At 31.6% G+C, this 26,898-nt stretch carries 30 protein-coding genes; 10 read left to right on the top strand and 20 right to left on the bottom strand.

Features of this window, described 5'->3' with window-relative positions; all coding sequences use genetic code 11:
- Positions 1-123 precede the first annotated feature (123 nt).
- Positions 124-528, bottom strand: a complete 405-nt coding sequence (locus DK508_RS12795; protein WP_370443845.1) for a DUF4834 family protein — start codon at positions 526-528, stop codon at positions 124-126.
- On the opposite strand from DK508_RS12795, the gene DK508_RS12800 reads away from it, so the two are divergent.
- Together DK508_RS12800 and DK508_RS12805 are read left to right on the top strand one after the other, a co-directional pair.
- Entirely contained in the window at positions 494-2,140 is a 1,647-nt protein-coding gene (locus DK508_RS12800; protein WP_160114686.1) for a transporter, read from the top strand. The two genes, DK508_RS12795 and DK508_RS12800, sit on opposite strands and share 35 nt — an antisense overlap.
- 167 nt (positions 2,141-2,307) lie before the next feature.
- Positions 2,308-3,426: a GNAT family N-acetyltransferase gene (locus DK508_RS12805; protein WP_109301146.1), complete on the top strand. Its 1,119-nt coding sequence runs from the start codon at positions 2,308-2,310 to the stop codon at positions 3,424-3,426.
- Positions 3,427-3,499: 73 nt separating this feature from the next.
- Here DK508_RS12805 and DK508_RS12810 read toward each other — a convergent pair whose 3' ends face one another.
- From DK508_RS12810 to DK508_RS12820, 3 genes are all read right to left on the bottom strand, one after another.
- A complete protein-coding gene (locus tag DK508_RS12810) occupies positions 3,500-4,759 on the bottom strand; it encodes an aminotransferase class I/II-fold pyridoxal phosphate-dependent enzyme (RefSeq protein WP_109301147.1) in 1,260 nt (419 codons plus the stop codon).
- A 274-nt stretch (positions 4,760-5,033) separates the two neighbouring features.
- Positions 5,034-6,074, bottom strand: a complete 1,041-nt coding sequence (locus DK508_RS12815) for a PLP-dependent cysteine synthase family protein (RefSeq protein ID WP_109301148.1) — start codon at positions 6,072-6,074, stop codon at positions 5,034-5,036.
- An 87-nt stretch (positions 6,075-6,161) separates the two neighbouring features.
- Positions 6,162-8,297, bottom strand: coding sequence for a S9 family peptidase (locus DK508_RS12820; protein WP_109301149.1), 2,136 nt, complete (start codon positions 8,295-8,297; stop codon positions 6,162-6,164).
- Positions 8,298-8,365: 68 nt separating this feature from the next.
- Here DK508_RS12820 and DK508_RS12825 point away from each other — a divergent pair, with 68 nt between their 5' ends.
- The gene (locus DK508_RS12825; protein ID WP_109301150.1) at positions 8,366-8,677 is read left to right on the top strand and encodes a YbaB/EbfC family nucleoid-associated protein; all 312 of its coding nucleotides are present in this window, start codon (positions 8,366-8,368) and stop codon (positions 8,675-8,677) included.
- A 49-nt stretch (positions 8,678-8,726) separates the two neighbouring features.
- The gene (locus DK508_RS12830; RefSeq protein ID WP_109301151.1) at positions 8,727-9,179 is read left to right on the top strand and encodes a thioredoxin family protein; all 453 of its coding nucleotides are present in this window, start codon (positions 8,727-8,729) and stop codon (positions 9,177-9,179) included.
- A 60-nt stretch (positions 9,180-9,239) separates the two neighbouring features.
- Here the strand turns inward: DK508_RS12830 and DK508_RS12835 are convergent, their stop codons facing one another.
- A complete protein-coding gene (locus DK508_RS12835) occupies positions 9,240-10,343 on the bottom strand; it encodes an OmpA family protein (protein ID WP_109301152.1) in 1,104 nt (367 codons plus the stop codon).
- Positions 10,344-10,569: 226 nt separating this feature from the next.
- On the opposite strand from DK508_RS12835, the gene DK508_RS12840 reads away from it, so the two are divergent.
- Complete coding sequence (locus tag DK508_RS12840; protein WP_109301153.1) at positions 10,570-10,890, top strand: YegP family protein; 321 nt, start codon at positions 10,570-10,572, stop codon at positions 10,888-10,890.
- A 39-nt stretch (positions 10,891-10,929) separates the two neighbouring features.
- On the opposite strand, the gene DK508_RS12845 is transcribed toward DK508_RS12840, so the two are convergent.
- Positions 10,930-11,970, bottom strand: a complete 1,041-nt coding sequence (locus DK508_RS12845) for a low specificity L-threonine aldolase (protein ID WP_109301154.1) — start codon at positions 11,968-11,970, stop codon at positions 10,930-10,932.
- Positions 11,971-12,067: 97 nt separating this feature from the next.
- On the opposite strand from DK508_RS12845, the gene DK508_RS12850 reads away from it, so the two are divergent.
- The 5 genes from DK508_RS12850 (at position 12,068) to DK508_RS21155 (ending at position 16,687) form a co-directional block, all read left to right on the top strand.
- Positions 12,068-13,777: a helix-turn-helix domain-containing protein gene (locus DK508_RS12850; protein ID WP_160114687.1), complete on the top strand. Its 1,710-nt coding sequence runs from the start codon at positions 12,068-12,070 to the stop codon at positions 13,775-13,777.
- Positions 13,778-13,922: 145 nt separating this feature from the next.
- On the top strand, positions 13,923-14,099 hold the full coding sequence (locus tag DK508_RS21145; protein ID WP_160114688.1) for a hypothetical protein: 177 nt from the start codon (positions 13,923-13,925) through the stop codon (positions 14,097-14,099).
- Between the two features lie 257 nt (positions 14,100-14,356).
- On the top strand, positions 14,357-16,075 hold the full coding sequence (locus tag DK508_RS12855) for an AraC family transcriptional regulator (RefSeq protein WP_109301156.1): 1,719 nt from the start codon (positions 14,357-14,359) through the stop codon (positions 16,073-16,075).
- Positions 16,076-16,234: 159 nt separating this feature from the next.
- Positions 16,235-16,411: a hypothetical protein gene (locus DK508_RS21150; RefSeq protein WP_160114689.1), complete on the top strand. Its 177-nt coding sequence runs from the start codon at positions 16,235-16,237 to the stop codon at positions 16,409-16,411.
- 105 nt (positions 16,412-16,516) lie between these two features.
- On the top strand, positions 16,517-16,687 hold the full coding sequence (locus DK508_RS21155; RefSeq protein ID WP_160114690.1) for a hypothetical protein: 171 nt from the start codon (positions 16,517-16,519) through the stop codon (positions 16,685-16,687).
- 92 nt (positions 16,688-16,779) lie between these two features.
- Here the strand turns inward: DK508_RS21155 and DK508_RS12860 are convergent, their stop codons facing one another.
- From DK508_RS12860 to DK508_RS12910, 14 genes are all read right to left on the bottom strand, one after another.
- On the bottom strand, positions 16,780-18,975 hold the full coding sequence (locus tag DK508_RS12860) for a peptidase domain-containing ABC transporter (RefSeq protein ID WP_109301157.1): 2,196 nt from the start codon (positions 18,973-18,975) through the stop codon (positions 16,780-16,782).
- Between the two features lie 51 nt (positions 18,976-19,026).
- Positions 19,027-19,569, bottom strand: coding sequence for a peroxiredoxin (locus DK508_RS12865; RefSeq protein WP_109301158.1), 543 nt, complete (start codon positions 19,567-19,569; stop codon positions 19,027-19,029).
- A 61-nt stretch (positions 19,570-19,630) separates the two neighbouring features.
- Entirely contained in the window at positions 19,631-20,254 is a 624-nt protein-coding gene (locus DK508_RS12870) for a hypothetical protein (protein ID WP_160114691.1), read from the bottom strand.
- Between the two features lie 265 nt (positions 20,255-20,519).
- Positions 20,520-20,708 (bottom strand): hypothetical protein, encoded by a 189-nt coding sequence (locus DK508_RS12875; RefSeq protein WP_109301160.1) that lies wholly within the window; start codon positions 20,706-20,708, stop codon positions 20,520-20,522.
- A gap of 249 nt (positions 20,709-20,957) precedes the next feature.
- A complete protein-coding gene (locus DK508_RS12880; RefSeq protein ID WP_160114692.1) occupies positions 20,958-21,167 on the bottom strand; it encodes a hypothetical protein in 210 nt (69 codons plus the stop codon).
- Positions 21,168-21,315: 148 nt separating this feature from the next.
- Positions 21,316-21,492, bottom strand: a complete 177-nt coding sequence (locus tag DK508_RS21160; RefSeq protein ID WP_160114693.1) for a hypothetical protein — start codon at positions 21,490-21,492, stop codon at positions 21,316-21,318.
- A 228-nt stretch (positions 21,493-21,720) separates the two neighbouring features.
- A complete protein-coding gene (locus tag DK508_RS21165; RefSeq protein WP_160114694.1) occupies positions 21,721-21,879 on the bottom strand; it encodes a hypothetical protein in 159 nt (52 codons plus the stop codon).
- Positions 21,880-21,972: 93 nt separating this feature from the next.
- Positions 21,973-22,161, bottom strand: coding sequence for a hypothetical protein (locus DK508_RS12885; protein WP_109301162.1), 189 nt, complete (start codon positions 22,159-22,161; stop codon positions 21,973-21,975).
- 30 nt (positions 22,162-22,191) lie between these two features.
- On the bottom strand, positions 22,192-22,401 hold the full coding sequence (locus DK508_RS12890; protein ID WP_109301163.1) for a class IIb bacteriocin, lactobin A/cerein 7B family: 210 nt from the start codon (positions 22,399-22,401) through the stop codon (positions 22,192-22,194).
- Between the two features lie 588 nt (positions 22,402-22,989).
- On the bottom strand, positions 22,990-23,199 hold the full coding sequence (locus DK508_RS12895; RefSeq protein WP_109301164.1) for a hypothetical protein: 210 nt from the start codon (positions 23,197-23,199) through the stop codon (positions 22,990-22,992).
- Positions 23,200-23,238: 39 nt separating this feature from the next.
- Positions 23,239-23,481, bottom strand: coding sequence for a hypothetical protein (locus DK508_RS12900; RefSeq protein ID WP_109301165.1), 243 nt, complete (start codon positions 23,479-23,481; stop codon positions 23,239-23,241).
- Positions 23,482-23,734: 253 nt separating this feature from the next.
- Positions 23,735-23,926 (bottom strand): hypothetical protein, encoded by a 192-nt coding sequence (locus DK508_RS12905; RefSeq protein ID WP_109301166.1) that lies wholly within the window; start codon positions 23,924-23,926, stop codon positions 23,735-23,737.
- Between the two features lie 213 nt (positions 23,927-24,139).
- Positions 24,140-24,310 carry a hypothetical protein gene (locus DK508_RS21170; RefSeq protein WP_160114695.1) on the bottom strand — a complete coding sequence of 57 codons (171 nt, stop codon included), beginning with the start codon at positions 24,308-24,310 and terminating at the stop codon, positions 24,140-24,142.
- A gap of 100 nt (positions 24,311-24,410) precedes the next feature.
- Positions 24,411-26,825, bottom strand: a complete 2,415-nt coding sequence (locus tag DK508_RS12910; RefSeq protein ID WP_109301167.1) for a zinc-dependent metalloprotease — start codon at positions 26,823-26,825, stop codon at positions 24,411-24,413.
- Positions 26,826-26,898 lie beyond the last annotated feature (73 nt).

Below are 26,898 nucleotides of genomic sequence, written 5' to 3' on the forward strand. Positions count from 1 at the left end.
CTATAAAAATATAGACATATTTTTAAAACACCTATATTTTTGAAAAATGCGATACTAGCACCCCATGATTTAGAGATAAGCTATTACTTATTTTTGAAATGGATAAATTACTAGAGGGAGAACTCAATCAATCTCTTCATAATCGATATATTCCCCTACATCTTTATTTGAAGATTTTTGCTTCGTTTTTTTATCAATAGTAACGTCATCTTCAGGAGATTGTTGTGGTTGTTGGTATTGACTAAACTGTTGCTGAAATTTCTCTCCAGCTTTCTTTGTGACGTATCTAAGCAATAGAGGACCAAATAATCGCGTTAATACCTTTAGTCCATAATATATAAGTAAAATAATGAGGATAACCTTTAATACCCCTGGCAAAGAAGCTTCTTGCATATTATTTTTTTTCAAAAATAGCGAACTCTCTATACAATTACGGGTAGACAATCCTAAAAAAATGATAAAATCTGCTATATTTGAACCAAATCTATTGAATATGAGCCCTAAATCTATTCTGCTGTTAGTCACCATCTTTTTGTTTGGGCTAACGTCTTCTGCGCAATATACCGAGAAGATCAACTCCAACAGGCCTGGTACTTCTCAAGGTGCCTTTTCTGTAGGTAACAATGTATTGCAGCTAGAAGGTGGTATGGGACTTGGAAAAGAAAAACACAAGATTTTAGATACTAGAGCCAAGGTTTTTAATCTTGACTATACTGTAAGATATGGACTTCTTATAGAACAACTTGAGATCAGACTTAATGGTAGTTATAGAGCAGATGGAGTTACTCAAACCGTTGGAGCTAATGAACAGAAAATTAATAGAAGTAATTTTGAGATAAATACTTTAGGTGCTAAGTATTTGATTTACGACCCTTATAAAAAACCAAAGAAAGACTCTTTAAATTACGATAAATTAAAAAGCTGGAAAGAACGCTATAAATTTAGTTGGAAAACTCTTATACCCGCAGTATCAGCTTATGCAGGAGTCAATTTTGTTGCCAAAGACAATCCTTTCACTTTTCCAAATGACGCTTCTATAAGTCCTATATTTGTAGTAGCAGCTCAAAACAACTGGACGACCACGTATGGTGGTGATTGGGCTTTTGTAACAAATATCATTGTAGATAAAGTAACTACCGATAATCCAGCAATAGGATGGATTTTTACAGCTACCCATACCGTAAACGAGCAATGGGCCGGTTTTGTTGAATATCAAGGTCAAAAAAGTGATTTTTATAGTGATAATATACTTAGAATAGGTGGTGCCTATTTATTTGATCAGGATCTACAGTTTGATGCTAACATAGCCTTTAACTTTAAAGACACACCTTCGATATTTACTTGCAGCATTGGTGCATCTTACCGATTTGATTGGCATACAAAAGATGAAATTATTGAAGAACCAGGATTAGAGGGAGGAGTTAAAGAAGGAGAAGAAAACGAAGATGAGAAAAGTGAGGGAGAAGAAAATGAGGACGAAGATGGATTGGATGAAGATGAAGAAACAGAAGGTGTTGAAAACGATAGTCTTAAACTACGAAAAACTCCATTTGTTAATGATTTTGAAGATGATAGTTTTAGGGATGCTATCGAGCAAGACCTCGATGAGAGACGTACTGAAGAACGATTAGAACGTGAGCGCATCGAGAATGAAAAAATTGCTAAGAAGGAAGATAAAAAGTTTAGGAAAGAAGAGTCCAGAAGATTAAAACGAGAAGAGAAAGCATCTAGAGAAGCTGAAAAAGCAGCTATAAAAGCCGAGAAAGAAAAGCAAAAGATGATAGAAGACATTGATGCAGAACTGGATAAAATGGAGGAAGAACAAGGCGTAGATGAGGAACTTGATGATATTGACAAACAGCTTAAGGAGCTGGAGCAAATGGAAAAAGAATTAAATCAAGAAGAGAAAAAAGAAGAGAAAAAAGAAGAAAAGCAAGAGGAAAAGAAGGAACAAGAGGCTGAAGATGCCGATGTTGATGCTGAATATGAGAAGTACCAAAAAGAACAAGAAAAAGCTAAAAAAGCTGAAGAAAAACGTAGAAAGAAAGAAGAAAAGAAACGCTTAAAAGACGAGAAAAAACGAAAAAAGGAAGAAAAGCAAAAAAAGGATGAAGAAAACGAGGATGACAGTGGATCTTAATAGAGAATTAAAACCATAATGTAATCATTACGTCTTTATTTATACATTTTTTATGTGTTACCCAAAGTAACTTCTGTTGATATAATTAACAAAATCATCTTTCTGCATTCGTAATATTTGATAAAAGGGTTATATATTTGCTACGAATTAGAGATGACATATGATTTATGATTACGATTAAAGAAATTACTTCAAAAGGAGATTTAACTACGTTTGTTAAATTTCCTTTTGAATTATATAAAGATTCCCCTTATTACGTCCCCTCTATTATTAAGGAAGAACTGGATGTAATGAATCCAAAAAAAAATCCTGTCTTCAGAAATTCTGATGCCAAATACTTTCTTGCATACAGAAACGACAAGATTGTTGGTCGAATTGCCGCTATTATTAATTGGATAGAAGTTAATGAACAAAAGAAACCAAAAGTACGTTTTGGATGGTATGATGTTATTGATGATATTGAGGTAACTAAAGCCTTATTACAAAAAGTTTCTGAATTTGGCACTCAGCACTCTCTTGAATACATGGAAGGGCCTGTTGGCTTTTCTAATATGGATAAGGCCGGAATTTTGATCAAAGGATTTGAAGAATTAAACACAATGATCACATGGTATAACTACCCGTACTATGCGAAACATATGGAAGAACTTGGTTTTGAACAAGCCGCTACCTGGGTAGAATACAAAATACGTGTACCTAAACAAACCAAAGAAAAGGTAGTCAAGTTTGCAGAAGTTATAAAGGAACGCTACCAGCTTACTCTTCTAAAATTTAACAAAAGCAAAGAGATTTTAAAGTATGCTGATGATATGTTTGATTTACTAAACAAAACATATAGCAGCTTACAGACTTTTGTTCCTATACAACAATACCAGATAGATATGTACAAGAAAAAGTACCTACCCTATCTTAATCCAGAATATATTACATGCATTGCTGATAAAACAGGTAAGTTAATTGCTTTTTCTATTGTTATGCCTTCTTTTTCAAAAGCATTGAAGAAAATGAACGGGAAGGTGTATCCTTTACGTTTTTTACATATTCTAAAAGCCCAGCGTAGAAATAATACAGCTGCTTTTTATCTTATAGGAGTAGACCCAGAATATCAAAACAAAGGTGTTACTGCTCTTATTTTTAAAGAGATGAACGAAGCTTTCTTACGCAATGGTATCGAAGTTGTAGAAACCAATCCAGAATTAGAAGAAAACAAAGCTATTCAGGCTTTATGGAATGGGTATGACCATGATTTACATAAAAAAAGAAGAACATTTAGAAAAGATATTTAGAAGTTACTGACATACAAAAAAACATCACTCAAATGAGTGATGTTTTTTTATATGTCTAATATTTTATTATTATCTACTCTCCCATTGCAGCAGCAACAGCAGCAGACATTCTTTTATATGTTCCGTTTTCTAATCGTTCTCTTATGGCAGAAAACGCATTTAATGTCTCTTCAATATCTTCCATAGTATGAGATGCTGTAGGAATCAACCTCAATAAAATTAATCCTTTAGGAATCACAGGATACACAACTATAGAACAGAAAATCCCATGATTTTCTCTTAAATCTTTTACCAATGCCATAGCTTCTGGAATACTTCCTTTTAAATACACTGGCGTTACACAACTTTGAGTAGTACCTAGATCAAATCCTCTAGCCTTTAACCCATTTTGCAATGCATTAACATTATCCCAAAGTTTTGCTTTTAGCTCTGGCATTGTTCTAAGCATATCTAAACGCTTTAAAGCACCCACAACTAATTGCATTTGAAGTGATTTTGCAAACATTTGAGATCGCAAATTATATTTTAAATAATCTATAATTTCCTGATCTGCAGCAATAAAAGCACCTGTACTTGCCATAGATTTTGCAAACGTAGCAAAATACACATCTATTTGATCTTGAATCCCTTGCTCTTCTCCCGTTCCTGCACCAGTAGCTCCTAAAGTTCCGAATCCATGAGCATCATCAACAAATAATCTGAAATTATATTTCTCTTTTAGCGCTACTATTTCTTTTAATCTTCCTTGCTCACCACGCATTCCAAAAACACCTTCAGAAATTAATAAAATTCCTCCTCCTGTCTTCTCTGCCATTTTTGTAGCACGCATCAAATTTTTATCAATGCTTTCTATATCATTATGGCGGTAGGTATATCTTTTTCCTTGGTGTAACCGTACACCATCAATGATACACGCATGTGCATCAACATCATAAACAATAATATCATCCTTGCTTACCAAAGCATCGATAGTTGATACCATCCCTTGATAACCAAAATTTAATAAATACGAAGCTTCTTTATCTACAAACTCTGCAAGTTCATTTTGCAATTGTTCATGAAGATCTGTATGCCCACTCATCATTCGAGCACCCATAGGATATGCTGATCCATACATAGCCGCTGCTTCTGCATCTACCTTCCTTACTTCTTCTTTATTTGCTAATCCGAGGTAATCATTAATACTCCATGTAATTACCTCTCTTCCTTGAAATCTCATTCTATTTGATATAGGACCTTCTAGTTTCGGAAAAACAAAATATCCCTCAGCCTGATCTGCCCATTTCCCTAATGGTCCCTTGTCTTTATAAATCTTATCAAATAAATCTCTCATCTATCAAAAATTTGTGTCTTATAAGTCTGCGAAAATACGTAAAATTGATTTGATGGCATAATTAAATTCCAATTCACTTTTACAAAGTGATAATTTAACAATTCTTCAGTATTCTACTCCCCAAAGTACTTGATTTTTTGGCTTTTACCAATTCTCTAACACGGAAAATTGCTTCAAAAACCCTAGTAATCTACTAGATTACAACTTTAAATTAGTCCATAAAAAAACATCTGATGTATATCAGATGCCTTTATTTTTTATGTGATCATTAAATCTATTTAACAAACTCAACTTTGGTAGCATCCACTTCATGTTTGCTATCAAAAAATCCTTGCTCCATCATCCAATCATCACTATATACTTTACTCATATATCTAGATCCGTGATCTGGTAGAATTACAATGACATTACTATCCTCTGTAAATTCTCCTTTTTCGGCTAGTTGTTTAATCCCTTGAATTGCTGCTCCACTGGTATATCCTAAAAACATACCCTCTTTTTTAGCCAGTTCTCTAGCAGTATGAGCACTATCCTCGTCATTTACTTTTTCAAATTCATCAATAACGTCAAAATCTGTAGCCGTAGGAATAAGGTTTTTACCTAACCCCTCGATACGATATGGATAAATTTCGTTCGAATCAAATTCTTTTGTCTCATGATATTTCTTGAGTACCGATCCATAAGCATCGATCCCTAAAATTCGCACATTGCTATTTTGTTCTTTTAAATATCTTGCGGTACCGGATATAGTTCCCCCGGTTCCACAACAAGCTACAAAATGAGTAAGTTCACCTCCTGTTTGCTCCCATATTTCAGGGCCCATTGAGTTATAATGTGCATCAATATTAGAATCATTAAAGTACTGATTAATATATACTGATCCTTCTAATTCTTCATGTAATTTCTTGGCAACTTGATAGTAAGATCTTGGATCATCTGCACTAACATGGGCTGGACAAACATATACTTTTGCTCCCATATTCTTGAGCATCGCTATTTTATCCTTCGAGGATTTAGAGCTAACCGCAAGAATACATTCATACCCTTTAATAATACTTACCATAGCAAGACTAAAACCTGTGTTTCCACTAGTTGTCTCTATAATTGTACTACCTGGTTTAAGAATTCCTTTTCTTTCAGCTTCTTCTATTATATAAAGTGCGATTCTATCTTTAGTTGAATGGCCAGGGTTAAACGACTCCATTTTTGCATAGTAATTACCCGGAAAGCCTTCCATAATTCTGTTTAGTTTTACAAGTGGTGTATTACCTATAAGTTCTAAAACATTATTGTAAGCCTGTATCTTTTCTCTCATATAGTGGTGTTTTAGCAGGTAAATGAAAAAAATCGGGGGTTCAAATACTGCTATAAAAACGGTACGAAGTTACATTAAATTTTTCAATTATTGTTTTATACCTTCTAAATCCAACAAAAAGGCATATTCTTCGGCTACTTCTTTAAGAGCTTCAAATCTACCAGAGGCTCCTCCATGACCAGCCTCCATATTGGTATGTAAAAGCAATATGTTATTATCTGTTTTTAACTCTCTTAGTTTAGCTACCCATTTTGCCGGTTCCCAATATTGCACTTGAGAGTCATGAAGTCCTGTAGTAACTAACATATTAGGATATTCTTGTGCAATAACATTGTCATAAGGAGAGTAAGATTTCATATACAAATAATACTTCTTCTCATTTGGGTTACCCCATTCGTCATATTCCCCAGTAGTTAAAGGGATACTATCATCTAACATAGTTGTTACTACATCTACAAAAGGTACAGCTGCGACTACACCATTATATAATTCAGGTGCCATATTTACCACAGCTCCCATTAGTAAGCCTCCAGCAGAACCACCCATTGCATATAAGTGATCTTTGGATGTATACCCTTCTTCAATCAAAAATTTTGAACAATCAATAAAATCGGTAAAAGTGTTTATTTTTTTAAACAACTTCCCTTCTTCATACCAAGGCCTACCCAAATACTCTCCTCCTCTTACATGCGCAATAGCATAAATAAAACCTCTATCTAATAGACTTAAACGCACTGTAGAAAAATATGGATCTACTGTTGATCCGTATGAACCATATCCATATTGCAATAATGGATTACTACCATCTTTTTTAATACCTTTTTTGTACACCAAAGAAATGGGTACCTTGGTCCCATCTGCAGCTGTAGCCCAAACCCTTTCTGATACGTAGTTATTTTTGTCAAATTTTCCACCAAGAACTTCTTGTTCTTTCTTCACTTCCTTCTCTTTGGTTTCCATATCAAAATCGATAACAGAATTAGGAGTAACTAGCGAATTATAGGAATATCTAAGGATTTTTGTATCAAAGTCAGGATTGGTACTTGTATACGCCGTGTATGTTTCATTGTCAAAAGGAAGATAATAATTTACTGTACCATCCCAACGCTTTACATTTATTTTATTAAGACCATTACTACGTTCACTAATAACGTAATAGTCTTTAAAAATTTCGATATCTTCTAATAATACATTATCCCTATGCGGAATTACTTCTTTCCAATTCTCTTTCAGCGTATTTTCTTCATCAACTTTCATCAATTTAAAATTCTTAGCATTATCATCATTAGTCAATACATAAAAATGATCTTCATAATGAGCAATACCATACTCCAACCCTCTTACTCTTGGTTGAAATACTTTAAATTCCCCAGTAGGGTTATCTGCCTTTAAAATTCTATATTCTGTAGTGAGTGTACTACTAGAGCCAATAATCAAATATTTTTTAGATTTTGATTTATAAACGAATGTATAAAAAGTGTCATCTTTTTCATTATAGATTTCTACATCTTGAGAAACGGGCGTACCTAATATATGGCGGTAAACTCTATCAGATCTTAATGTTTCATCATCTTTCTTTGTGTAAAATAATGTTTTACTATCTGCAGCCCAAGTACTACCTCCTGTAGTGGTCTCTATAGTTTCTGGATATACTTCTCCAGTTTCTAAGTTTTTAATACGAATAGTGTATTTACGCCTACTTATGGTATCCACCCCAAATGCTGCTAGCTTATTATCAGGACTAATATTTAAACCAGAAAGTCTATAATAACTGTGACCTTCTGCCTCTATATTACAATCAAATAATATTTCTTCTTCAGCTTCAAGGGTTTCTTTTTTTCTAGAATATATTGGGTAATCCTTACCAATTTCATATCTAGTAATATACCAATATCCATTAAGTTTATACGGAACTGAAGCATCATCTTCTTTGATTCTACCCTTCATTTCTTCAAAAAGATCTTTTTGAAAATCCTTGGTATGAGCAGTCATTTTATCATTAAAGTCATTCTCTCGTTCTAAGTAGTCAATTACTTCTGGATTTTCTCTCTCATTTAACCAAAAGTAATTATCAACCCTAACATCATCATGTTTTTCTAAGTTTGTTTTCTTTTTGTCTGCTAACGGGTACTGAAGTTGTGTTTCCAATGCGGTACTAGTATTTTTTTTACACGAAGTTGCAAAAGTAATTGAAAGTAAGAATATAATATGTAGACTTTTCATAATAATCTCTTAGTTTATTAACAGCCAAAGTACTAATTTTGCTCATATAATTTTTAAAAAAAAAGAATATGTTTGGAGACATGATGGGAATGATGGGGAAACTTAAAGAAGCTCAACAAAAAATTGAAGACACCAAAAAAAGGCTCAATACCGTACTAGTAGATCAAAGCAGTGCCGATGAACTTCTTAAAATTACACTTACAGCAAATAGAGAAATCAAAAATATCACTATTGCAGATGAGCTGTTAAAGGACAAAGAACAATTAGAAGATTATCTTATTCTTAATTTAAACAAAGCTATTGCCAAAGCCACACAGATTAACGAAAGCGAATTAGCTGCTGTTGCCAAAGAAGGTATGCCTAACATTCCTGGATTATAAGATTTTATGGAATAATTATTGAGTATAATAGATTATAAAGCCATTACAAATGAGGTATCCATATTTATTTTTATTGTTGTTTCTTTCTAATCTTGTAGTATTTTCTCAAGAACAAAAAGATTCATATTGGTTGTACGATTTTGAACAAGCAAAAGAAATTTCGAAAGAAGAAGACAAGCCCATTCTTATGTATTTTAGCGGTAGTGACTGGTGTAGACCATGCATGATGCTTCAGGAAGATGTTTTTGATAATTATAAATTTCAAAAATTTAAGAATGCTTTCGTTTTTCTCTACATTGATATACCACGAAATACTGATTTACTCTCAAGTGATCAAAAAGTTCAAAACTTCAAATTGTTAAGTACCTATAATAAGCAAAAGACTTTTCCTTTAATTAACATCGTAAATCATAAAGGTAAAATACTAGATGATATTTCTGGATATAGTTCTTTACGAGATACTACGTATCATTTTGAAATGTTCGAAAAGTATAGTAGATAAAAAAGCTCGATACTTTAATGTATCGAGCTTTTAAAGGCTTTTGTATTCCCCAATACAGAATTATTGAATCAATCTAAATTCTGTTCTTCTATTTGCTGCATGTTGTCTCTCTGTACAAGTAACACCATCTGCACATCTGTTTTTTAATCTTGTTTCTCCATATCCATTAGCTACTAATCGGCTAGCATTTACACCTTTACTAATTAGGTATGTTACAACCGATTGAGCTCTTTTATCAGAAAGTGTTTTATTACTTGTTCTAGAACCTCTAGCGTCTGTATGTGAAGCTATTTCCATTTTAGTTCCAGGATTGTTAGCTAATACTGGCATTAATCTAGTATCGATTAAGCTTTTTGCTTGAGAAGTTAATGTAGAGCTTCCTAAATTCCAGTTAATTGGCAGTGCAGAGTACTCTACAAGAGAACATTCTACTTCTTTCCAAGTAGTTAATCCTCCCTTTTGAGTTAGTACTTCTTTTGTAACCTCTTCAAAAGTTGCAGGAACAGTAACTTGTTCTGTATACGCATCTTTAACTAAAACAGTTTTTGTTATTGTACCATATTCTGCAGGTATTTCTTCTTCAACAACTCTAGCAGCTTCTACCAAAACTCTTTTTGTATACGATCCTGATTGTTCTGAAATAGGAGTCGTATTTGTAGTTGCATCCGAACCTAAAGTTTTTACAGGTATTGTAGTGAATTCTGCAGGGTATCCTTTATAACACCAGTAACGGCAGTCATCTGGATTACTAGATGCACAATCTGGTGCTGGTGAACCTAACTCCCATTGTGCATATGCTGGTTTAATTTCTACGGTTTCAGATCCATTACCTAATTTTGCTGGAATAACTTTTAAAGAAGATGCTTTTTGTTTCTTAACAAAAGTCACCGTTGTGGTTTCGTATTTAGCCGGAATAACTCTTAACTTTTTTGAAGCTTCCTTTACGATAACGCGTTCTGTTACGGTCTCATATTTCGCCGGAATGGTTCTTAATTTACTATACTCTGGCGTGATCTTTACCTGTACAGTTTGATTTTCGTAAACATCAGGAGTTGTACAACGCACATAACATTTACCTGGTTCAGGATTTTGGGGTAAATCTTGTTGAGCATTAATATTTGCTACAACAAGTATAATGAATACCCCTAAAATAATTTTTCTCATAGTTGATAAATTTTAATATGAATGTTAATTAGTTGTAAAACTATCAGGATCAACTATATTGAAGGTCTTTTGGGAAGTAATTAAAGGTTCTGTTCTCGATAACTTGTATTTATTTTCGATAAAATGCAAAATAAAAGTTAATGTTCTCCCATTTTACATTTTTCTTTCTCCTATTAATTCTATAATTTTAACGGAAGCTTAAAAATTAACTAAAAATATTGACAACATGTTTGAACTCAAAAATAAGGAAGGGTCTAGTTATCATTTTACTTTAAAGGCAAAAAACGGACAAGTGATTCTATCTAGCGAAGTTTACAATAGTAAATCTGCAGCAGAAAACGGGATAGCATCAGTTAAGAAGAATGCTTCTGAAGATGGTAGATATGAACGTAAAACTGCCAAAGATGGTAGGTTCTTTTTTAATTTAAAGGCTGGAAATGGTCAAGTTATCGGAAGTAGTCAAATGTATTCTTCTGAGTCTGGAATGGAAAACGGAATCAATTCTGTAAAAGAAAATGCTTCTGGAGCCGATACTAAAGAAGCATAATCTTTTAAGTGTTTTTTAATAACAAGTATATGAAGCTGTTCAAATAGTTTGAACAGCTTTTCTTGTATTGTACGATACCAAAAGGTCTAAAAAATATTCATGTTGCTCTTGTGTATAATCCAAATGGGTAACGAACCTTAATTTCCCTTGTCCCATTCCATAAAAATACACCCCTTTGGCTTCCATTTTTGCAATAAACTCCTGCTCATCCCCTTCTATCGTGAAAATTATGATATTAGTATCTATAGGCTCAACACCAGTAATAAATGGTAATGTATTGAGTACTTGTCCTATTTCTTTGGCACGAGCATGATCATCATTAAGTCTTTCTATATGATTTTCTATCGCATATAAACCGGCCGCAGCCATAAAGCCAACTTGCCTCATACCGCCTCCCAAAATTTTTCTCACTCTAATGGCATCGTCCATTATTTTTGCATCACCAATAAGTACCGAACCTAATGGTGCTCCCAACCCTTTACTTAAACAAACCGAAATGGTATCAAACATTTCACCATATTGTTTTGCATTTTCTTGTTTTGCTACTAATGCATTCCATAACCTTGCTCCATCAAGGTGATATCCTAAATTATGATCATTACACACCTTTCTAATTTTCTTGATATCGTCAAAATCATAACATGCACCTCCTCCTTTATTAGTTGTGTTTTCTATACAAACCAAACTAGTTAATGGACTATGGTAAAAATCTGGAGGATTGATTGAGGCCTCAACCTGATCAGCAGTTATCATGCCTCTATGTCCATTTATAAGTTTACAGGATACACCACTATTAAACGATACCCCACCTCCTTCATAATTATATACGTGTGCATATTGATCAGCTATAAGTTGCTCTCCTGGTTGAGTATGTAGTTTGATTGCAGCTTGATTTGCCATACTACCCGAAGGAAAAAACAAAGCCTTCTCCTTCCCAAACATAGTAGCTATACTTTCTTCTAGTTTGTTTACAGAGGGATCTTCTTTATATACATCATCTCCTACCTCGGCATTCATAATCGCCTCTAACATTTGCTTAGAAGGTTTGGTTACCGTATCACTACGCAGATCAATTTTCATATATTTTTTTATATATTTTTTTAGTATTACATTGAACCATAAAAATAATGCTATTTTTATGAATATCGCATACTCAATTATGCTAAATCATTTCTTTGTGAAAACTCTATTCAATATAGTTCAAAAATACATTTTTGTAGTTATCTTCTTTTTTCTCTCTATTTATACACAAGCACAAACCTTTAGAGACTCTTTATCCAACAAAAGTTATAACGAGCTTAAGAAAGATTTTTATAGTTATGTACAAAAAGATACCTTAAAAGCTAGAAGTATTGCTGATGTTTTTTTAAAACGTGCCAAAATAGATCAAGACACATTTAAAATTGCTGACGCTTATCATTTTACTTTTTACCTATCTCAGTATAGAGATCAACAACTTTATTTGGATAGCATTATTAAATTAACAACCCAAAAGCAAAGCAAAACATTTCCTGCGCAAGCTTATTTTGACAAAGCCCAACTTTTTTTATATAAAAAAAGAAACATTCAAAATACAATTAACAACCTTAATCAAGCGCGTAAATATGCAAAACAATATGATAACGTTAATTTATTATATCGTATCGACTATCATATCGCCATTATTAAAAGTGAACATCTAAATGAGAAGGAAGATGCTTTATCTATTTTTAAAAAATGTGCCAACTTTTATAATAGCAGACATGCATATCTTTATTTAAACACATTACATGCTATTGCAGAAACTTACATAGGCTTAAAAAAACACGATTCTGCTTCTTATTACAACAAATTGGGGTATACTAAAGCGGTTAAAAATTCTGATCTATTTCCTGATGAAAAATATTACTTTACTCTATCCGAAGGTATAAATCGGTACGAAAAAAAAGAATATCAATTGGCAATAGATAGTATTCGTAAAGCTTTACCTATCATAAAGTATAACGATCAATCAAATACCATTGATAGTTATTTTTACTTAGGAAAAAGTTATTACAAACTTGGTCAAAAGGAGAAAGCAATCCCTTATTTTATTAAAACAGATTCTATTCTCGAAACTTTACACTCTATACCACAGTACAAACATGTAAAAACCTATGAATATTTAAAAGAATATTACCGCGGAAAGAAGGATCTACAAAATCAAAATAAATATCTACAGAAACTTAATACCATATTGGATAAGTATTTAAATGATCGAGTACATATTAGTAAAAAAGTAAAAGAAGACTATGATGTTCCCCTTTTATTAGAAGAACAACAAGTAATTATTAAAAAATTAAATAAAAACACCAATGCTTATCAATCAAGTATAATATTGTTAATTGCTCTTTTGCTAGCATTTGGTAGCTTATTATATGTTCAGTTTAGAAAAAAGAAGCTGTACAGATCGCGTTTCGAAGCTTTGATGAGAGAGAGTAATTCTACTCGAACTATTGTAAAAGTTAATAACACAAATCAAGATCTTTCCAAAAAAGAATTAAAAGTTCCTGAAAAACATGCTACATATATTTTAAATAAGCTTGAAGAATTTGAGAGAGATCATAAATATCTAACTATTGGTACAAGTATACAATCACTAGCAGATGATATGGAAACCAATATTAAATATTTATCACAGGTTATTAATTATTACAAAAGCAAATCATTTACAAGTTACCTTAATGAGTTAAGGATCACATACGCGGTAGAAGAACTTAAAAACAATAAAACGCTTCGAAAATTTACTATTAAAGCAATTGCACAAGAAATGGGTTATAAAAACGCCGAAACATTTTCGAATGCGTTTTATAAATATGTAAAAATTAAACCTTCTTACTTTATTAAAAACATAGAAAAACGAAAGTAAAACATTAATAACAAACACTTCGAAACAAGGAAAAACTAAAACCGGAATTCAGGAATTCCGAGTACAACACACTAATTTCCTTCTTTCTAAAGGTTAATTTTATATACTTTAGTGGCAAATCTTAAAAACTAAAAAGGGAATTGTTATGAAGAAAAAATCTGCTAACTCGAAAAAAATAAACTTAAAAAAACTTGAAATATCAAGATTGGATAAATTAAACAACATCTCAGGAGGATTTGGTCCTGTTGGCCATGGTACCCGAACCGGAGATTTATGCGTAACCGCAATATGTAGTTGGGGTTGTGAATATAATAATCAATAGTCATTTAATGAAAACTTTCTGTGATCATAAGTTTCTGCTTAGGATTACTCTAATACATCAAATAACACTCTTGTTTTTTAAAAAAAATGAGAGTGTTCTTCTCTACAATTCATTTTAATTGCGCGATCTAATTTTCTTTTTGTTTATCCTTTTTTAAAGAAAAAAACACTACCCTTTGTGTACTCAATACCCGAGCAATTAAAATAATGCTATTTTTGCAAATACTATAGGCAACCATTTTTATTTAATAAAATAGCATGTATAAGTTTTACTATTACTTTATTATAATATCCCTTTTTCTTATCCCCGCTATTGTCGGTGCACAAACACCGAACGATTCTTTACTTAAAATGAATTATGACGAGCTCATAAATGATTTTTATAAAAATAGAAAGACTGATTCTATTAAAGCTAAAAAAATAGCCGAATTCATTTTAAACAAAGCAAAAAAGGAAAAAGACACTTTTAGGATTGCCAAAGCTTATGAACTAACCTATAGAATTACTAGCTATGAAACAGGTACTCGATACCTAGACAGTATTATAAAAATTACAAAACGAAAACAGAATAAAGATTTTCCTCTTCTTGCATATTTTAGAAAAGCTCAATTTTATCTATCTGTTCAAAGAAATATCGATAAAACCTTAGACAACCTCAACATTGCACGTAAAATAGCAAAAAAGAATAACGATACTGCGTTTTTATATCGTATAGATCACAACATTGCTATTGTAAGGAGTGAACATCTTGGCGAAAAGGAAAAGGCAATTCAAATTTTTAAAAAATGTGCTAACTTTTATCAAGATAAAACTGATTCTAAATATATGATTAGGTACTTATTTACCTTGCATGCTATCGCCGAAACGTATATTGGTCTCAAAAAAAATGACTCTGCCAGTCATTATAACAATCTTGGATATGCTATTGCTTCGCAACATACTGGTAATACAATTAATAAAATCAAATCATATTTTACCCTCTGTGAAGGAATAAATCAAAATGGAAGAGATAAATATACTGCAACTATAGACAGTATACACAAGGCTTTGCCTACGATGATCGAATATGAAGATGTATCTAATACCTTAGACAGCTATTTTTACTTAGGCAAATCTTACTATGAATTAAAAAATAAGGAAAAAGCAATATTTTATTTCAAGAAAACCGACTCCGTATTAGAAACTCTAAATTCTACTCCACAATATAAACATATAAAAACGTACGAATATTTAAAGGATTATTACAAAAGTATAAATGATCTAAATGGTCAAAATAAATATCTTAATAAATTAAATTCTGTTCTGGATAACTACTTAAACGATCAAATTTTTATTAGTAAAAAGGTAAAAGAAGATTATGACATTCCTCTTTTGCTTGAAGAACAGCAAATATTAATCAAAAAATTAAGCAAAAACAATAATACCTATATGATAGGTATCTTAGTTCTGGCTATTCTTTTATTGGTTTCAGGAAGCCTTATATATTATCAATACAAAAAAAGACAACTCTACAGAATTCGTTTTGAGCAACTCACATCAGACATCAAATCAAACGATCATATCAAGATCACAAACCAAAATAAACCGATAACAAAGGATAATGAACTAAAAGTACCAGAAAAACATGTTACTTATATTCTAGCCAAGCTCGAAGAATTTGAACAAAATCGTGATTATTTGCGTATGGGTTTAAGCTCTCAGTCATTAGCAGATACTATAGAGACCAATGTAAAATATCTTTCTTTAGTGATTAATCATTATAAAAATAAATCTTTTAGTAGTTATTTAAATGAACTTAGAATTACTTATGCGGTAAAAGAATTACAAGAAAATTCTACACTTCAAAAATTTACCATAAAAGCTATAGCAAACGAATTTGGTTATAACAGTTCTGAAACTTTTTCTAATGCTTTTTATAAACAAGTAAAGATTAAACCATCTTATTTTATTAAGGAACTTAGAAAAAAGAAAAACTAGCCCAAACCAGCATTAATACTGCGTCTTTACAGTATTTTGGTTACTGTAAAATAATACGAAATTCTAGAATCCCGTATACTGTATCTTAAATTTTCGGTTTAGAAAAACTGTTTTTTCTTATTTTCGTTGACATAAGTACTAACTAAACACGTAAATATTATGAAAAAGAAATCACTCAACTCAAAAACACTTTCTTTAAAAAAAATTAAGGTCTCTAAACTTATAAACCTGAACATTGTTAAAGGAGGTTTTCCTGGAGGAACGGCCAGTATTTATCCTGCCAACGTTTGTCCTAGCGATCAATTTGCAAGTTGCAGTTTTCACAATCAGAAATAACATGAAATTCTAGAATCAGGTATACTGTAACCTAAAGTTTAGGTTACGGAAAACTATTTTTCATATTTCCTTGGAGATAATTACTAACCATAACATGTAAACTTTATGAAAAAGAAATCACTCAACTCAAAAACACTTTCTTTAGATAAAATTAAAATTTCTAAACTAACCAATCCTTATACTATTCATGGTGGTATTGGAACAGCAAGTTTTGTTCCTGATCGTAGTTGTCCTGATCGTGACACCAAAACTTGTTCTAATTATCAACATAAATAATATCAATACTTAAAAAATATAATCGCCTATACTTCTTCAAGTATAGGCGATTATATGTATGGTATCCTTATTGGACCAAATTGGTGTATTGATTACGACACTATTAATTTATTATGATTCGCTTCTTGATCTCTCCAGAAATCACTGTAAAAATTATTAGAATGCATTAGTTCTTGATGTGATCCCGAAACTGAAGTTTCTCCCTCTTCTATAACATAAATTTGATCTGCAATTTGGGGCAAAGAATGTAATCGATGTGAAATAAAAATAATCCCTATTTCTTTCTTTAGTTTTTCTAATAATGTAAGTGAAAACTGCTCTGTTTTTCTATCCATAGCGGAGGTATATTCATCTAAAATTAATAATTTAGGTTTTTTGTATAAAGCTCTTGCCAATGCCAGTACTTGTTTTTGTCCTCCAGAAAGATTTATCCCTGCTTCTCCCAAAATAGTAGCGTACCCTTGCGGAAATTGCGAAATATAGGTATCTAATCCGTACGTTTCACAAAATTCAATAATATCTTCGGGTGCATCTTCTGTATTCAACGCTATATTTTCTAACACAGTGCTATTAAATACTTTAATCTCTTGTTCTATAACACCTATTTGATTTCTCCATGAATTAACATTTACATCTCCCAAGTTATATTGCTCATTTACAAGTATTTCTCCTTCTTCACCTTCATAAAACTTTTGAATAATTTGCCCCAAGGTACTTTTACCACATCCACTTTCTCCTACGATAGCAATACACTCACCTTTTCTAACTTTTAGCGAAATATTTTTTAATATCTGACTTCTACCTGCGAACCTGAAACTTAGATCTTTAATCGATAAAGATTCGAAAACTGTAATGTTTACATTTCCTTGCTTTTCCTTTTCCATTGCTGCAAAATCATACATTCTATTAAATGCAATCTTTGCTTCGTTGATTGGGATTGCTATTAATGCTAAACTAGCTACTGATGGCAATAAAGACCCTGCAATACCTAAAATAGCCATTAATTCTCCCAATAATAATGTATCGTGATATACCTGTAGAGATACGAAAGTTAAAAGAGTGACTAAAAACAAAACACTAAAAACCCCTGATATAAGAGATAATCGAATATCTATTTTGCCAAGATCAAATACTTTATCCTGATAAAACCCATAGATTCTTTTATTCAATTTTTGAAATAATGATTGTTTGTTATTATTTTTAATAGCTGCTATCCCATTCATAGTTGCTATATAATTACTCTGGCTATGTGCCCTTGATTGCATTACTTCTTTTTGGGCCTTAATTATTTTATCATTAAAACCATATATTAACACAAAATAAAATGGTAGACTAACTAAGGCAATCAGTCCTGCTTGCCATGAGTAATAAAAAAGAAAGCAAAGCGATACTATTGAAATTAACAAATTGACTACAAAAGTATTAGACACCGTTTGAATAACTTGTTGTACTCTTTGAGTATCATTTAATCTCGACACTAATTCTCCGATTTTTCGAGTATCAAAAAAAGGTTTAGGAAGATTTAATAAAGAAGAGTAAAATGAATCTATAATTCGATTGTTAAAATCTTTACTTTGACGCACTAAGAAATAAGACCGCAATACCTCCATTATAATTCTTATCATTAATAAAAAAGCAACGAGAGCAATCCCCGTAATCAATTTATTAAAATCTTTAGAAGGTAATATGTCATCAATTAGTTTTTGAGAAAACACTGCCATTGCCATTCCTAATATGGCTGTAAACAAACCCAACAAAACACTAAAAAGCAAAAGTGGATAATCTTCTTTTATGAGTTTTATAAACCATTCTTTTTTAGCGACTTTCTCTTCTTTCTCTTCTATGAACTCATCATTTGGCGTTAATACGAGACAAGTCTTGGATTTCCATATATCCAGTAACTCATCTTTGCTATAATATCTAATTCCCTTTGCTGGGTCACCAATAATAAATCTATTCTTAGAATACCCATAACACACTATATAGTGTTGCAATCGATTATCAATTAATACATGAAGAATTACCGGTTCTTTATGATCAATTAAAGATTGAATATCGGACTCACATCCTCTAGCAGCAAAACCTAAGTTGTTTGCTGCCTGAAATAACCCTAAAAGCGTAGTACCTTGCTTTGTCGTTCCACTAAGCTCTCTCAATTTCTCTAGAGAATGATTTCCTTTATAAAGTTTAATAAGAGATAATAAGCAGGCTACTCCACAATCACTTTGGTCTTGTTGTAATACTAAAGTGTTTTTTATTTCCTTCTCTGATATCATATGCTTATTCATAATAAGTATCTTTTAAATCTTGCTTATCAAAATATGAATCCTATATACAGACTAATAATTTGATAAATTAATTGAATTGCTTTTTAATGTTTTGAGTATTACCTCTGCTTTAAGTTGACCTTTATGTCTTTTTACTAATGCTTGGTTTTCATCATAGATTAAGACATAAGGAATTGAAGTAGCATCAAAACGACTGGAGAAATCATCTTGTGAATCAAATAGGAAATTAACGTAATCATAAGTATTTAGTTTATAGAATTCGGAGAATGTTTTTATAGTTTCTTTTGTTTCAGATGAGACAAAGATTAATTGGGTGTTTTTAAATTCATCTATGCTTTGTTTTATAGATATTGCTTCATTTTGACAGTAATTACATTCTGTATTAAAATATATAAATACAGTGGTTCTATTTAACACAAGATCACTTTTGGTAAATGTCTCGTTATCTAAAGTTTCAAAAGAGAATCTAGGAATTGTTTTCAATGTCTCTATTACTTTGGTCTTCTGTTGTATTTTGTTAACCACCTTGTATCCCATAAAACATAACAATAAGATTACCAATACAATCGTAGTAGTTTTTAAATATGTTTTCATCTATATTTTATTAAGAGTTTCTAATACTTCATTCCTTTAAATAGAAAGACAGAAATAATCTTTAACTCATATTTAGCGTAAGAAACATTACTGTAACCACCCAGATCAATAAAACCGAACCATAACTACTAGCCACAATTTTTAATGCTTTATCTGTTGTGGTATCAATCTCTTTACCAATCAAATAGGCTAATATGATCCAATATATTAATTCAAATAAATTAAGTGTTTGAAAAGGGTATATAAACCAAGGAGAGATTCCTTCATAGCCTATAATACTAAGAGCAGACAAAGGGTAAAAACTTTGCATTTCTTCTATCGTAAAAGTGTCACTAAATGAGAACCAAATTAATTTTATTACACCTACAATAATAAAAATGAATTCTGCTTTGGTAACTATTCTAAATAATGTCTTATATGGTATTTTTTTGTCAAATAGAAAAGTACCCATAAATAAAACGGTACTTATCAACCCAACTTTTATAAACAGTATAATTGGTAGAGAGAGATATCCTACCCACTGCCATTTTTGGTTCAATTCGATAAATTCTTCAAATTGATCTCTAGTAAGTTGTTCGGATAAACTATTAAGCATTAACTCGTTAGTATCTAGCAAATAATTTGTCATTATTACTAGTAGAACAGATACTATAGAGAGTATTATAAATGGTATTTTCTTAAACATGGTTTGCTGTTTTATTTTTGAAACTAAAAAATCTTCAGTATTTTGATTACATATACCACTAAGAAGGTATACGCACAGATCATTACTTACTGTATGCTATATAATTGTCATACTATTCCTTCAGTCAATCTCCAAAAAATTAGGAGTTATAGAAATCGCCTAAACCTAAGTCTAGGCGACTCAACTCAAACTCTCAAAAAGGATTAAATCGTCACAAATCAGCTAAAAATGTGTGATCAAAACATTGAGAATTTTTTAAATATTTTTACATCGCTACACATATTTGACAACTCATCACATTTTGCGAATACAGACATGTAGTAAGGTTAGAATTAAGCCCACAACCATCTGGATTGGCTGTTTGCATAAAGCCTCCATTAGGATTACCTCCTTTTACACTACCTAACTGTGAAATATTCATTTTCTTGAGAATCAATTTCTTTTTACTTTTCATAATGTTTGTTTTTCGTTATACTTTATTTTTAACATCAAAATATTTGATCAAAACAAACATAATGCGGTAACCGTATGTTATCCAATATATGATTTCGAGTATTCCTGAATTTCGAGCGTTTTTCGCGAAATTCGACCAATATGACTTATAAAATCGCCCAAATATATTTTGGGCGATTCAGAATCTATTTTTACCATATAATTACTCACAATTAATCAGGATACAAATGAAGACATTATAAATAGATTATTATTTATGTGCATTAACACATACTGCACAGCTCATTGGTGTTTGAGAGTATTGACATGCTAGTCCTTGAGTTCCATTTCCGCATCCCATTGGATCTGCAGTAGGTAAAGATGGCCCTGTTGGAAAAGTCCAAGCTATATTTCCTCCTTTAACACTATCTAGTTGCGCTACATTCATTTTTTTAAGACTAAGTTTCTTTTTGTTTTTCATAATATTTGTTGTTTGATTATACATTATTTTAAATCTAAAATGGTATTAGTAAAATCGCCCTTGGAGCCTTAGGGCGATTCAACTCAATTCTTTGTATCCAATACTCACAATTAATCTAATTACGTATGGAGATTTTTAGAATTGATATTTATTTTTCTACACATACTTGACAGCTCATTGGTGTTCTAGAATATTGACAAATGGTTCCTCTAGTATCTAGACCACAAAGTACCGTAAAGATTGGTCCAGTATAACTACCTCCTTTAACACTATCCAATTGTGCTACATTCATCTTTTTAAGACTAAGTTTCTTTTTACTTTTCATAATATTTATTGTTTTAATTAAACATTAATTTTAGACCTAAAATGTTTTATACTCACAAACTTATTGCAACCTCTTACTCCAATACAAATGATGGTTATATAGATTCTAGAATTTCGAGCGTTTTTCCAGAATTTCGATTTATTCATAAACAAAAAAACACTTGAAAATTATTTTCAAGTGTTTTTATATTACTTCGTTAAGCAATGTTCAGAAACCTCTGTTTATAATTTATTTAGTATTTGTAGGAATACATAAAATGTTCTTGGTTTCATCTCCCACACATTGTGGAGTGCATGAATCATGAACTCCACCTTTAATCTTTATAGATTGAAGTTTAGAAATCACATTTCTATGTAGATTTAATTTTTTTAATTCTTTATTTCTCATGACTTACATTTTATATTAATAGGTAATTACCCTTAGGAAGTACATAAAAAAGCAAACTATTCATCGATGGATGAATAGTTTGTTCTTATCAATTTATGTTACATTTCTACCATAATCGGTATTCGTGGATTGATTTTGGTTATTACCCTCTACCCATGCTCCGACACCATCTAGTATTAAACCTATTAAAATCACATGACCTATTGGAGCTGGTAGGAAAGGAAATGGTAATCCATTACCTCCTCTTATTTTCTCTGCTTGTTCGGTTTTTAAATTTCTCATTTTAAATATATTTAGATATTAATTAATCGTTTATTGTTGCACAGGTGCATCACCACTACAACTAACCCCCATACTTGCTGTACTAGTAGCTATCATACCTTGCGAAAGAAGTAAAGAGGCACCTCCTGTAGCCGGTGCTACAATTAAACTTGCTAATGACCCAAAAAAACCTATTACCGAAAGAGCACATGCTATTCCACCATTTATAGTTTCCAGTTCTTCTAATTTTAAATTTCTCATTTTTTTAAATTTTAATAATTAAACATTTGTAAATATCAAAGCGCTTTGACACCAACAAACATAAGATCATAATAACCTGTTTTACAACATTTTAAAAAGACTATTCAGGAATTTCGATCTATATTCCTGAATTTCGATCGGATATTTTAAGCGGAGAATATTAAGAAGTATTGAATCTATAATTACATAGTAATTAAACCAATTTAATATCGTAAAACATTATATAAAACTCGCAATAAGCTAAAGTGATACGATGCAACTCAACAATACAAAAGACTATGTAACAATCCATTTACTTAGCATATTGAAGACACCTCTATAAATAGTTTTAGAATTTTATATACCATTATAAAATCACCTTTGATCCTCTAAGGCGTTCATTTAAAGCTTGAATTAATAAATAGTTTGACATATCTATTAAAGATAACTCTAAGTATTATTATCATTAAAATTCACATTAGATATTACATAACTACGTTGGATTTCAACAAAAAAGGCACAAAAAAACCACCTAAAATTAGTTTTAGGTGATTTTACTCACTTATATTAATCAAATACAACGTAAGAAAACTATGAAAATAAGCTTTCTTATTTAATTACTTCGATACAAGGATCTAAGCTCTCGGGATAGACACATGCTGTAAACCCATTTGTTGGACTAATAATATCACATGGCGGTGAAATTGTTAATACAGTAGGTAAAGGCGGAGTTAACACGGGTCCAAGGTCTCCTCCTTTAACAGTACTTAACTGGGCTATGTTCATTTTTTTAAGATTAAGCTTCTTTTTATTTTTCATGATATACTATTTTATAATTAAAATTATTTTTTGGTAATACTACTGAATATGACATCCTATTCCACCATCAATAACGGGTACAGAATTCCCGCAAATTCGAGTGATACATCTTTGCGAAGCATTACCACAATTAATATATGTTTGTACATTACAATCGATATTGGTGATTAAGGTATAAGTGGGAACAGCCTGACTTGTGGTATTATCTCCAGCACCACCCATAAAATTATCTAATTGAGCAATATTTACCTTTTTAAGATTAAGTTTCTTAATACTTTTCATGACATAAATTTTAGTGAATTAACTATCCAAACGCTTTAACTCTAACAAACATAACCACTTAGACACCTGGTTTACAATGTTTTAAAAATACTATTCATGAATTTCGATCGATATTCATGAATTTCGATGCATTTAAACACAAAAAAGATTTGAAAACAGGATCATCGCATTTTTTATTTACCATTTCATACTATTAAAAAACCCTTCTAAATAATTATTTAGAAGGGTTTTTAGTAATAAACTATGTTGTTCTTTACTTAGCAGAACAACTAGTTCCCATACTATACGTACTCGCGACTATCATACCTTGCGATAGCACTAAAGAAGCTCCTCCTGTAGCTGGCGCTAAAACAAGACTTGCTAATGATCCTAAAAAAGATACCACAGCCACAGCACAACTTCCTCCATTAATTTCTTCTAATTTTTCAAATTTTAAATCTTTCATTTTTTGTTATTTTTAATAATTAATATTTGTTTTTATCAATGCGCTTGATAAGACAAACATATCATAATCAATGAGGTAATTGCAAATGACCGTTTTGAACATTCTAGAATTTCGATCGTTTTTCTAGAATCTAGGATTTTTTTGTTTAAAAAATGACAAAAAAAATCATCCAAGATAATTCTTGGATGATTTTTATACATCTATAATTATGTTTTATACGCAATATAGACAGCTAGTTGGTGAATCTGAGTAACAAAGATCACCGCCTCCAACAGGTTGTTCTGAAGGTAAGCCTTCTACAGTGTTTAATAGATTTCCACCCTTAATTGCATCTAATTGAGCAACGTTCATTTTTTTAAAACTTAATTTCTTTGTGCTTTTCATATAATTTGGTTTTAAGTTATACTAGACATCAACATAATATTGATCTTCCTTTATAAATATACTGCATATTAAATCAATAGCCTGTTGCACAATACATTACTTAAAAATCGCAATTAAAACTCCCTATAGGAGAACCATCAGGTATTTTTGGAGATGGCAAAACAATGAAGTTTTCTGGCTTTTCTAAAAAATCTTCAATTTGTTTTAAATAGTATGCGTTGTAGGCATTACTCAGGTTGGTTACTTTGTCATTTTTAAGTCTAATTATCAATTTGTTAAGATTATTATAAGCAATAGCATTAACTTGGGGATATACCTCTTTATTTTTACTTAAGCTCATAAGATGTTTTAAAACATTCGCTCTAACGATATGGGCTATTTCATTATGATAGTTCTTCTGATAATTCGTATTTTTAAAAGTAAACTCAATTAGTTTACTTAATACCTCATTAAGGTCCAATTGTCTATCATCTATTCCGTTTTGTTGTACCAGCCTAGATACTCGTTCAGGGTTTAACAATAAGGATAAACTCATATCACTAGCAGTAGCTGCTGCACTAAGTGCATCAAAACCTACTCCGGTCTTTCCGTTAAACGATTCTCTTGTTTTACCAAACCCATACGCTCTAGGCGGAAATAATGCTAACTTATCTTCTGGGATAGAGAGCACCTCTGGTGATAGAGTTTTAAAAATTGACTGTAATGCTCCTCTTTGTTTACTAGCCTCTACATATTCTACAACAGTTTGTTTATCTCCTTTTGTAGCATAATTATAATTCAAACCAGCAATAAGTTTCACTGCTGCCTCTGTTTGATATCTATGAAAAAAGTAAAGCGGTACAAAAACATCTTCTAATACCGAATACGTTTCTCCCTGTCGGATATTATCCTTAGAGAAGTTTTTCATAGCCACCTTTCTAACATCCAAAACATTTTCTAATTCTTCTACAGCGCTTTTTCCATTATCCCATAAATGCGCCAATTCATGAGCGCCTCCTTGTGGTCTTGCATCACTATCCGAAATAAAACGAAGACCCGATTGATATGCTCGATCCAATATTAAATTTAACTCTTGTTTCTCGTTCTTATCTTTTCCAAACTCTGCATAACTATAAGCAACAGTAACTTTATCCCATACTCCTATCTTAGTATCATAGGCATTTGATAAATCTACTTCTCCGTTTTTTAGTGTTACTGTAGGGTGGGGATAATCCATTACTGAAGCTCTGCCACTAGTACTGGCCGCAAAATTATGTGCAAAACCTATAGTATGACCAACTTCATGCGCAGATAACTGTCTAATCCTTGCCAGTGCCATTTCTAACATTGGTTGATTATTATCGTTTGAGATTGCAAAAGGTCGATTCATTAATGCTTGCGCGATCAAAAAATCTTGCCTGATTCGTAAACTACCTAAACTCACGTGTCCCTTAAGAATTTCTCCTGTTCTGGGGTCTATAACACTCGCTCCATAACTCCATCCTCTTGTTGATCTATGAACCCACTGTATTACATTATATCTCAAATCCATTGGGTCAGCATCCTGAGGTAGCATCTTAACCTGAAAAGCATTTTTATAACCAATAGCCTGATAGGCCTGATTCCACCATTTTGCACCATCTAAAAGAGCAGATCGAACAGGTTCAGGGGTACCTGGATCAAGATAATAAATAATAGGTTCTTTAGCTTCACTAATTGCTAAATCAGGGTTTTTCTTTTCTAATCGATGTCTTCGTATATATCGTTTTACTATGGGCTCCTCAACGGGAGTAGCATAATCTAGATACGAAACAAACAGTGCTCCACTTCTTGGATCGAATTCTCTTTTTGTATACCCATTATTCGGTAATTCAACAAACGAATGATGCTGGTTTACAGTAAGGAATTTAGCATTAGGAGCTACTGATCTAATGTTTTGACCACTTGGAGTTCCTTTGTATGTTGTTAAAGCTTCAAATTCGACATTTTTAGGAAAAGCTTTTGTTCTTGCTAAACTTAAAGCGCTTCTAGTCTTATCAATACTATAGCTCCCTTCTTTTTGACTCTTAAGTCTAGATATAATACCATGAGTATCTTGCATTAAAAATGGAGTGAAATCAATTATATATTTCCGGGATATAGTTTCTTTGATAGGAAAACCAAAAAGTACAGATTTTGCAAAAGCTTGTTCTACACTCTTTTTTTCTAATGCATTATCCGTTATAGCCCGATATCTCTGATTAGGTTGTACAAGCAATAGTTTGTTACCAGCTTTGATAAATTTAACTACTACTCCATTTCCTATTTGACCTCGATCTAGTCCTATATCATTAGAACCTAATCCTGTTGCCAAAGAATGTACATAAAGAAAATCTGTATCTAATTTATCTATTTCTAAATATAACTCATCTTTAGCCTCATTATAATAGAAATTAAAATACCCCTTGTAAGACTTAAGGTTCTTTTGTTTTTCCAGAAACTGAGCAGAAATAGATGAATTAATTAGTAAGAACAGGCAAACGAAAAGTTGTTTCATAAATAAGAGTTTGTGCAAAATAATTCTTAAAATTTTTAAAGCTATAAAATAATCTAAAAATTATTTCTTACTG

The sequence above is a fragment of the Aquimarina sp. AU474 genome, assembly GCF_900312815.1.
Lineage (GTDB): Bacteria > Bacteroidota > Bacteroidia > Flavobacteriales > Flavobacteriaceae > Aquimarina.

Excerpts from the sequence above, each read along its gene's own strand:
- DK508_RS12820 (WP_109301149.1), bottom strand. The coding sequence starts at position 8,297 with ATGAAAAGTCTACATATTATATTCTTACTTTCAATTACTTTTGCAACT.
- DK508_RS12815 (WP_109301148.1), bottom strand. The coding sequence starts at position 6,074 with ATGAGAGAAAAGATACAGGCTTACAATAATGTTTTAGAACTTATAGGT.
- DK508_RS12905 (WP_109301166.1), bottom strand. The coding sequence starts at position 23,926 with ATGAAAGATTTAAAATTTGAAAAATTAGAAGAAATTAATGGAGGAAGT.
- DK508_RS12865 (WP_109301158.1), bottom strand. The coding sequence starts at position 19,569 with ATGAAAACATATTTAAAAACTACTACGATTGTATTGGTAATCTTATTG.
- DK508_RS12895 (WP_109301164.1), bottom strand. The coding sequence starts at position 23,199 with ATGAAAAATAAAAAGAAGCTTAATCTTAAAAAAATGAACATAGCCCAG.
- DK508_RS21150 (WP_160114689.1), top strand. The coding sequence starts at position 16,235 with ATGAAAAAGAAATCACTCAACTCAAAAACACTTTCTTTAAAAAAAATT.
- DK508_RS12805 (WP_109301146.1), top strand. The coding sequence starts at position 2,308 with ATGATTACGATTAAAGAAATTACTTCAAAAGGAGATTTAACTACGTTT.
- DK508_RS21155 (WP_160114690.1), top strand. The coding sequence starts at position 16,517 with ATGAAAAAGAAATCACTCAACTCAAAAACACTTTCTTTAGATAAAATT.
- DK508_RS21165 (WP_160114694.1), bottom strand. The coding sequence starts at position 21,879 with ATGAGAAATAAAGAATTAAAAAAATTAAATCTACATAGAAATGTGATT.
- DK508_RS12800 (WP_160114686.1), top strand. The coding sequence starts at position 494 with ATGAGCCCTAAATCTATTCTGCTGTTAGTCACCATCTTTTTGTTTGGG.
- DK508_RS21145 (WP_160114688.1), top strand. The coding sequence starts at position 13,923 with ATGAAGAAAAAATCTGCTAACTCGAAAAAAATAAACTTAAAAAAACTT.
- DK508_RS12870 (WP_160114691.1), bottom strand. The coding sequence starts at position 20,254 with ATGTTTAAGAAAATACCATTTATAATACTCTCTATAGTATCTGTTCTA.
- DK508_RS12880 (WP_160114692.1), bottom strand. The coding sequence starts at position 21,167 with ATGAAAAACAAAAAGAAACTTAGTCTTAAAAAAATGAATGTAGCGCAA.
- DK508_RS12890 (WP_109301163.1), bottom strand. The coding sequence starts at position 22,401 with ATGAGAAATTTAAAATTAGAAGAACTGGAAACTATAAATGGTGGAATA.
- DK508_RS12840 (WP_109301153.1), top strand. The coding sequence starts at position 10,570 with ATGTTTGAACTCAAAAATAAGGAAGGGTCTAGTTATCATTTTACTTTA.
- DK508_RS12855 (WP_109301156.1), top strand. The coding sequence starts at position 14,357 with ATGTATAAGTTTTACTATTACTTTATTATAATATCCCTTTTTCTTATC.
- DK508_RS12835 (WP_109301152.1), bottom strand. The coding sequence starts at position 10,343 with ATGAGAAAAATTATTTTAGGGGTATTCATTATACTTGTTGTAGCAAAT.
- DK508_RS12845 (WP_109301154.1), bottom strand. The coding sequence starts at position 11,970 with ATGAAAATTGATCTGCGTAGTGATACGGTAACCAAACCTTCTAAGCAA.
- DK508_RS12885 (WP_109301162.1), bottom strand. The coding sequence starts at position 22,161 with ATGAGAAATTTAAAAACCGAACAAGCAGAGAAAATAAGAGGAGGTAAT.
- DK508_RS12875 (WP_109301160.1), bottom strand. The coding sequence starts at position 20,708 with ATGAAAAGTAAAAAGAAATTGATTCTCAAGAAAATGAATATTTCACAG.
- DK508_RS12830 (WP_109301151.1), top strand. The coding sequence starts at position 8,727 with ATGAGGTATCCATATTTATTTTTATTGTTGTTTCTTTCTAATCTTGTA.
- DK508_RS21160 (WP_160114693.1), bottom strand. The coding sequence starts at position 21,492 with ATGAAAAGTAAAAAGAAACTTAGTCTTAAAAAGATGAATGTAGCACAA.
- DK508_RS21170 (WP_160114695.1), bottom strand. The coding sequence starts at position 24,310 with ATGAAAAGCACAAAGAAATTAAGTTTTAAAAAAATGAACGTTGCTCAA.
- DK508_RS12860 (WP_109301157.1), bottom strand. The coding sequence starts at position 18,975 with ATGAATAAGCATATGATATCAGAGAAGGAAATAAAAAACACTTTAGTA.
- DK508_RS12900 (WP_109301165.1), bottom strand. The coding sequence starts at position 23,481 with ATGAAAAGTATTAAGAAACTTAATCTTAAAAAGGTAAATATTGCTCAA.
- DK508_RS12810 (WP_109301147.1), bottom strand. The coding sequence starts at position 4,759 with ATGAGAGATTTATTTGATAAGATTTATAAAGACAAGGGACCATTAGGG.
- DK508_RS12910 (WP_109301167.1), bottom strand. The coding sequence starts at position 26,825 with ATGAAACAACTTTTCGTTTGCCTGTTCTTACTAATTAATTCATCTATT.
- DK508_RS12825 (WP_109301150.1), top strand. The coding sequence starts at position 8,366 with ATGTTTGGAGACATGATGGGAATGATGGGGAAACTTAAAGAAGCTCAA.
- DK508_RS12795 (WP_370443845.1), bottom strand. The coding sequence starts at position 528 with ATGGTGACTAACAGCAGAATAGATTTAGGGCTCATATTCAATAGATTT.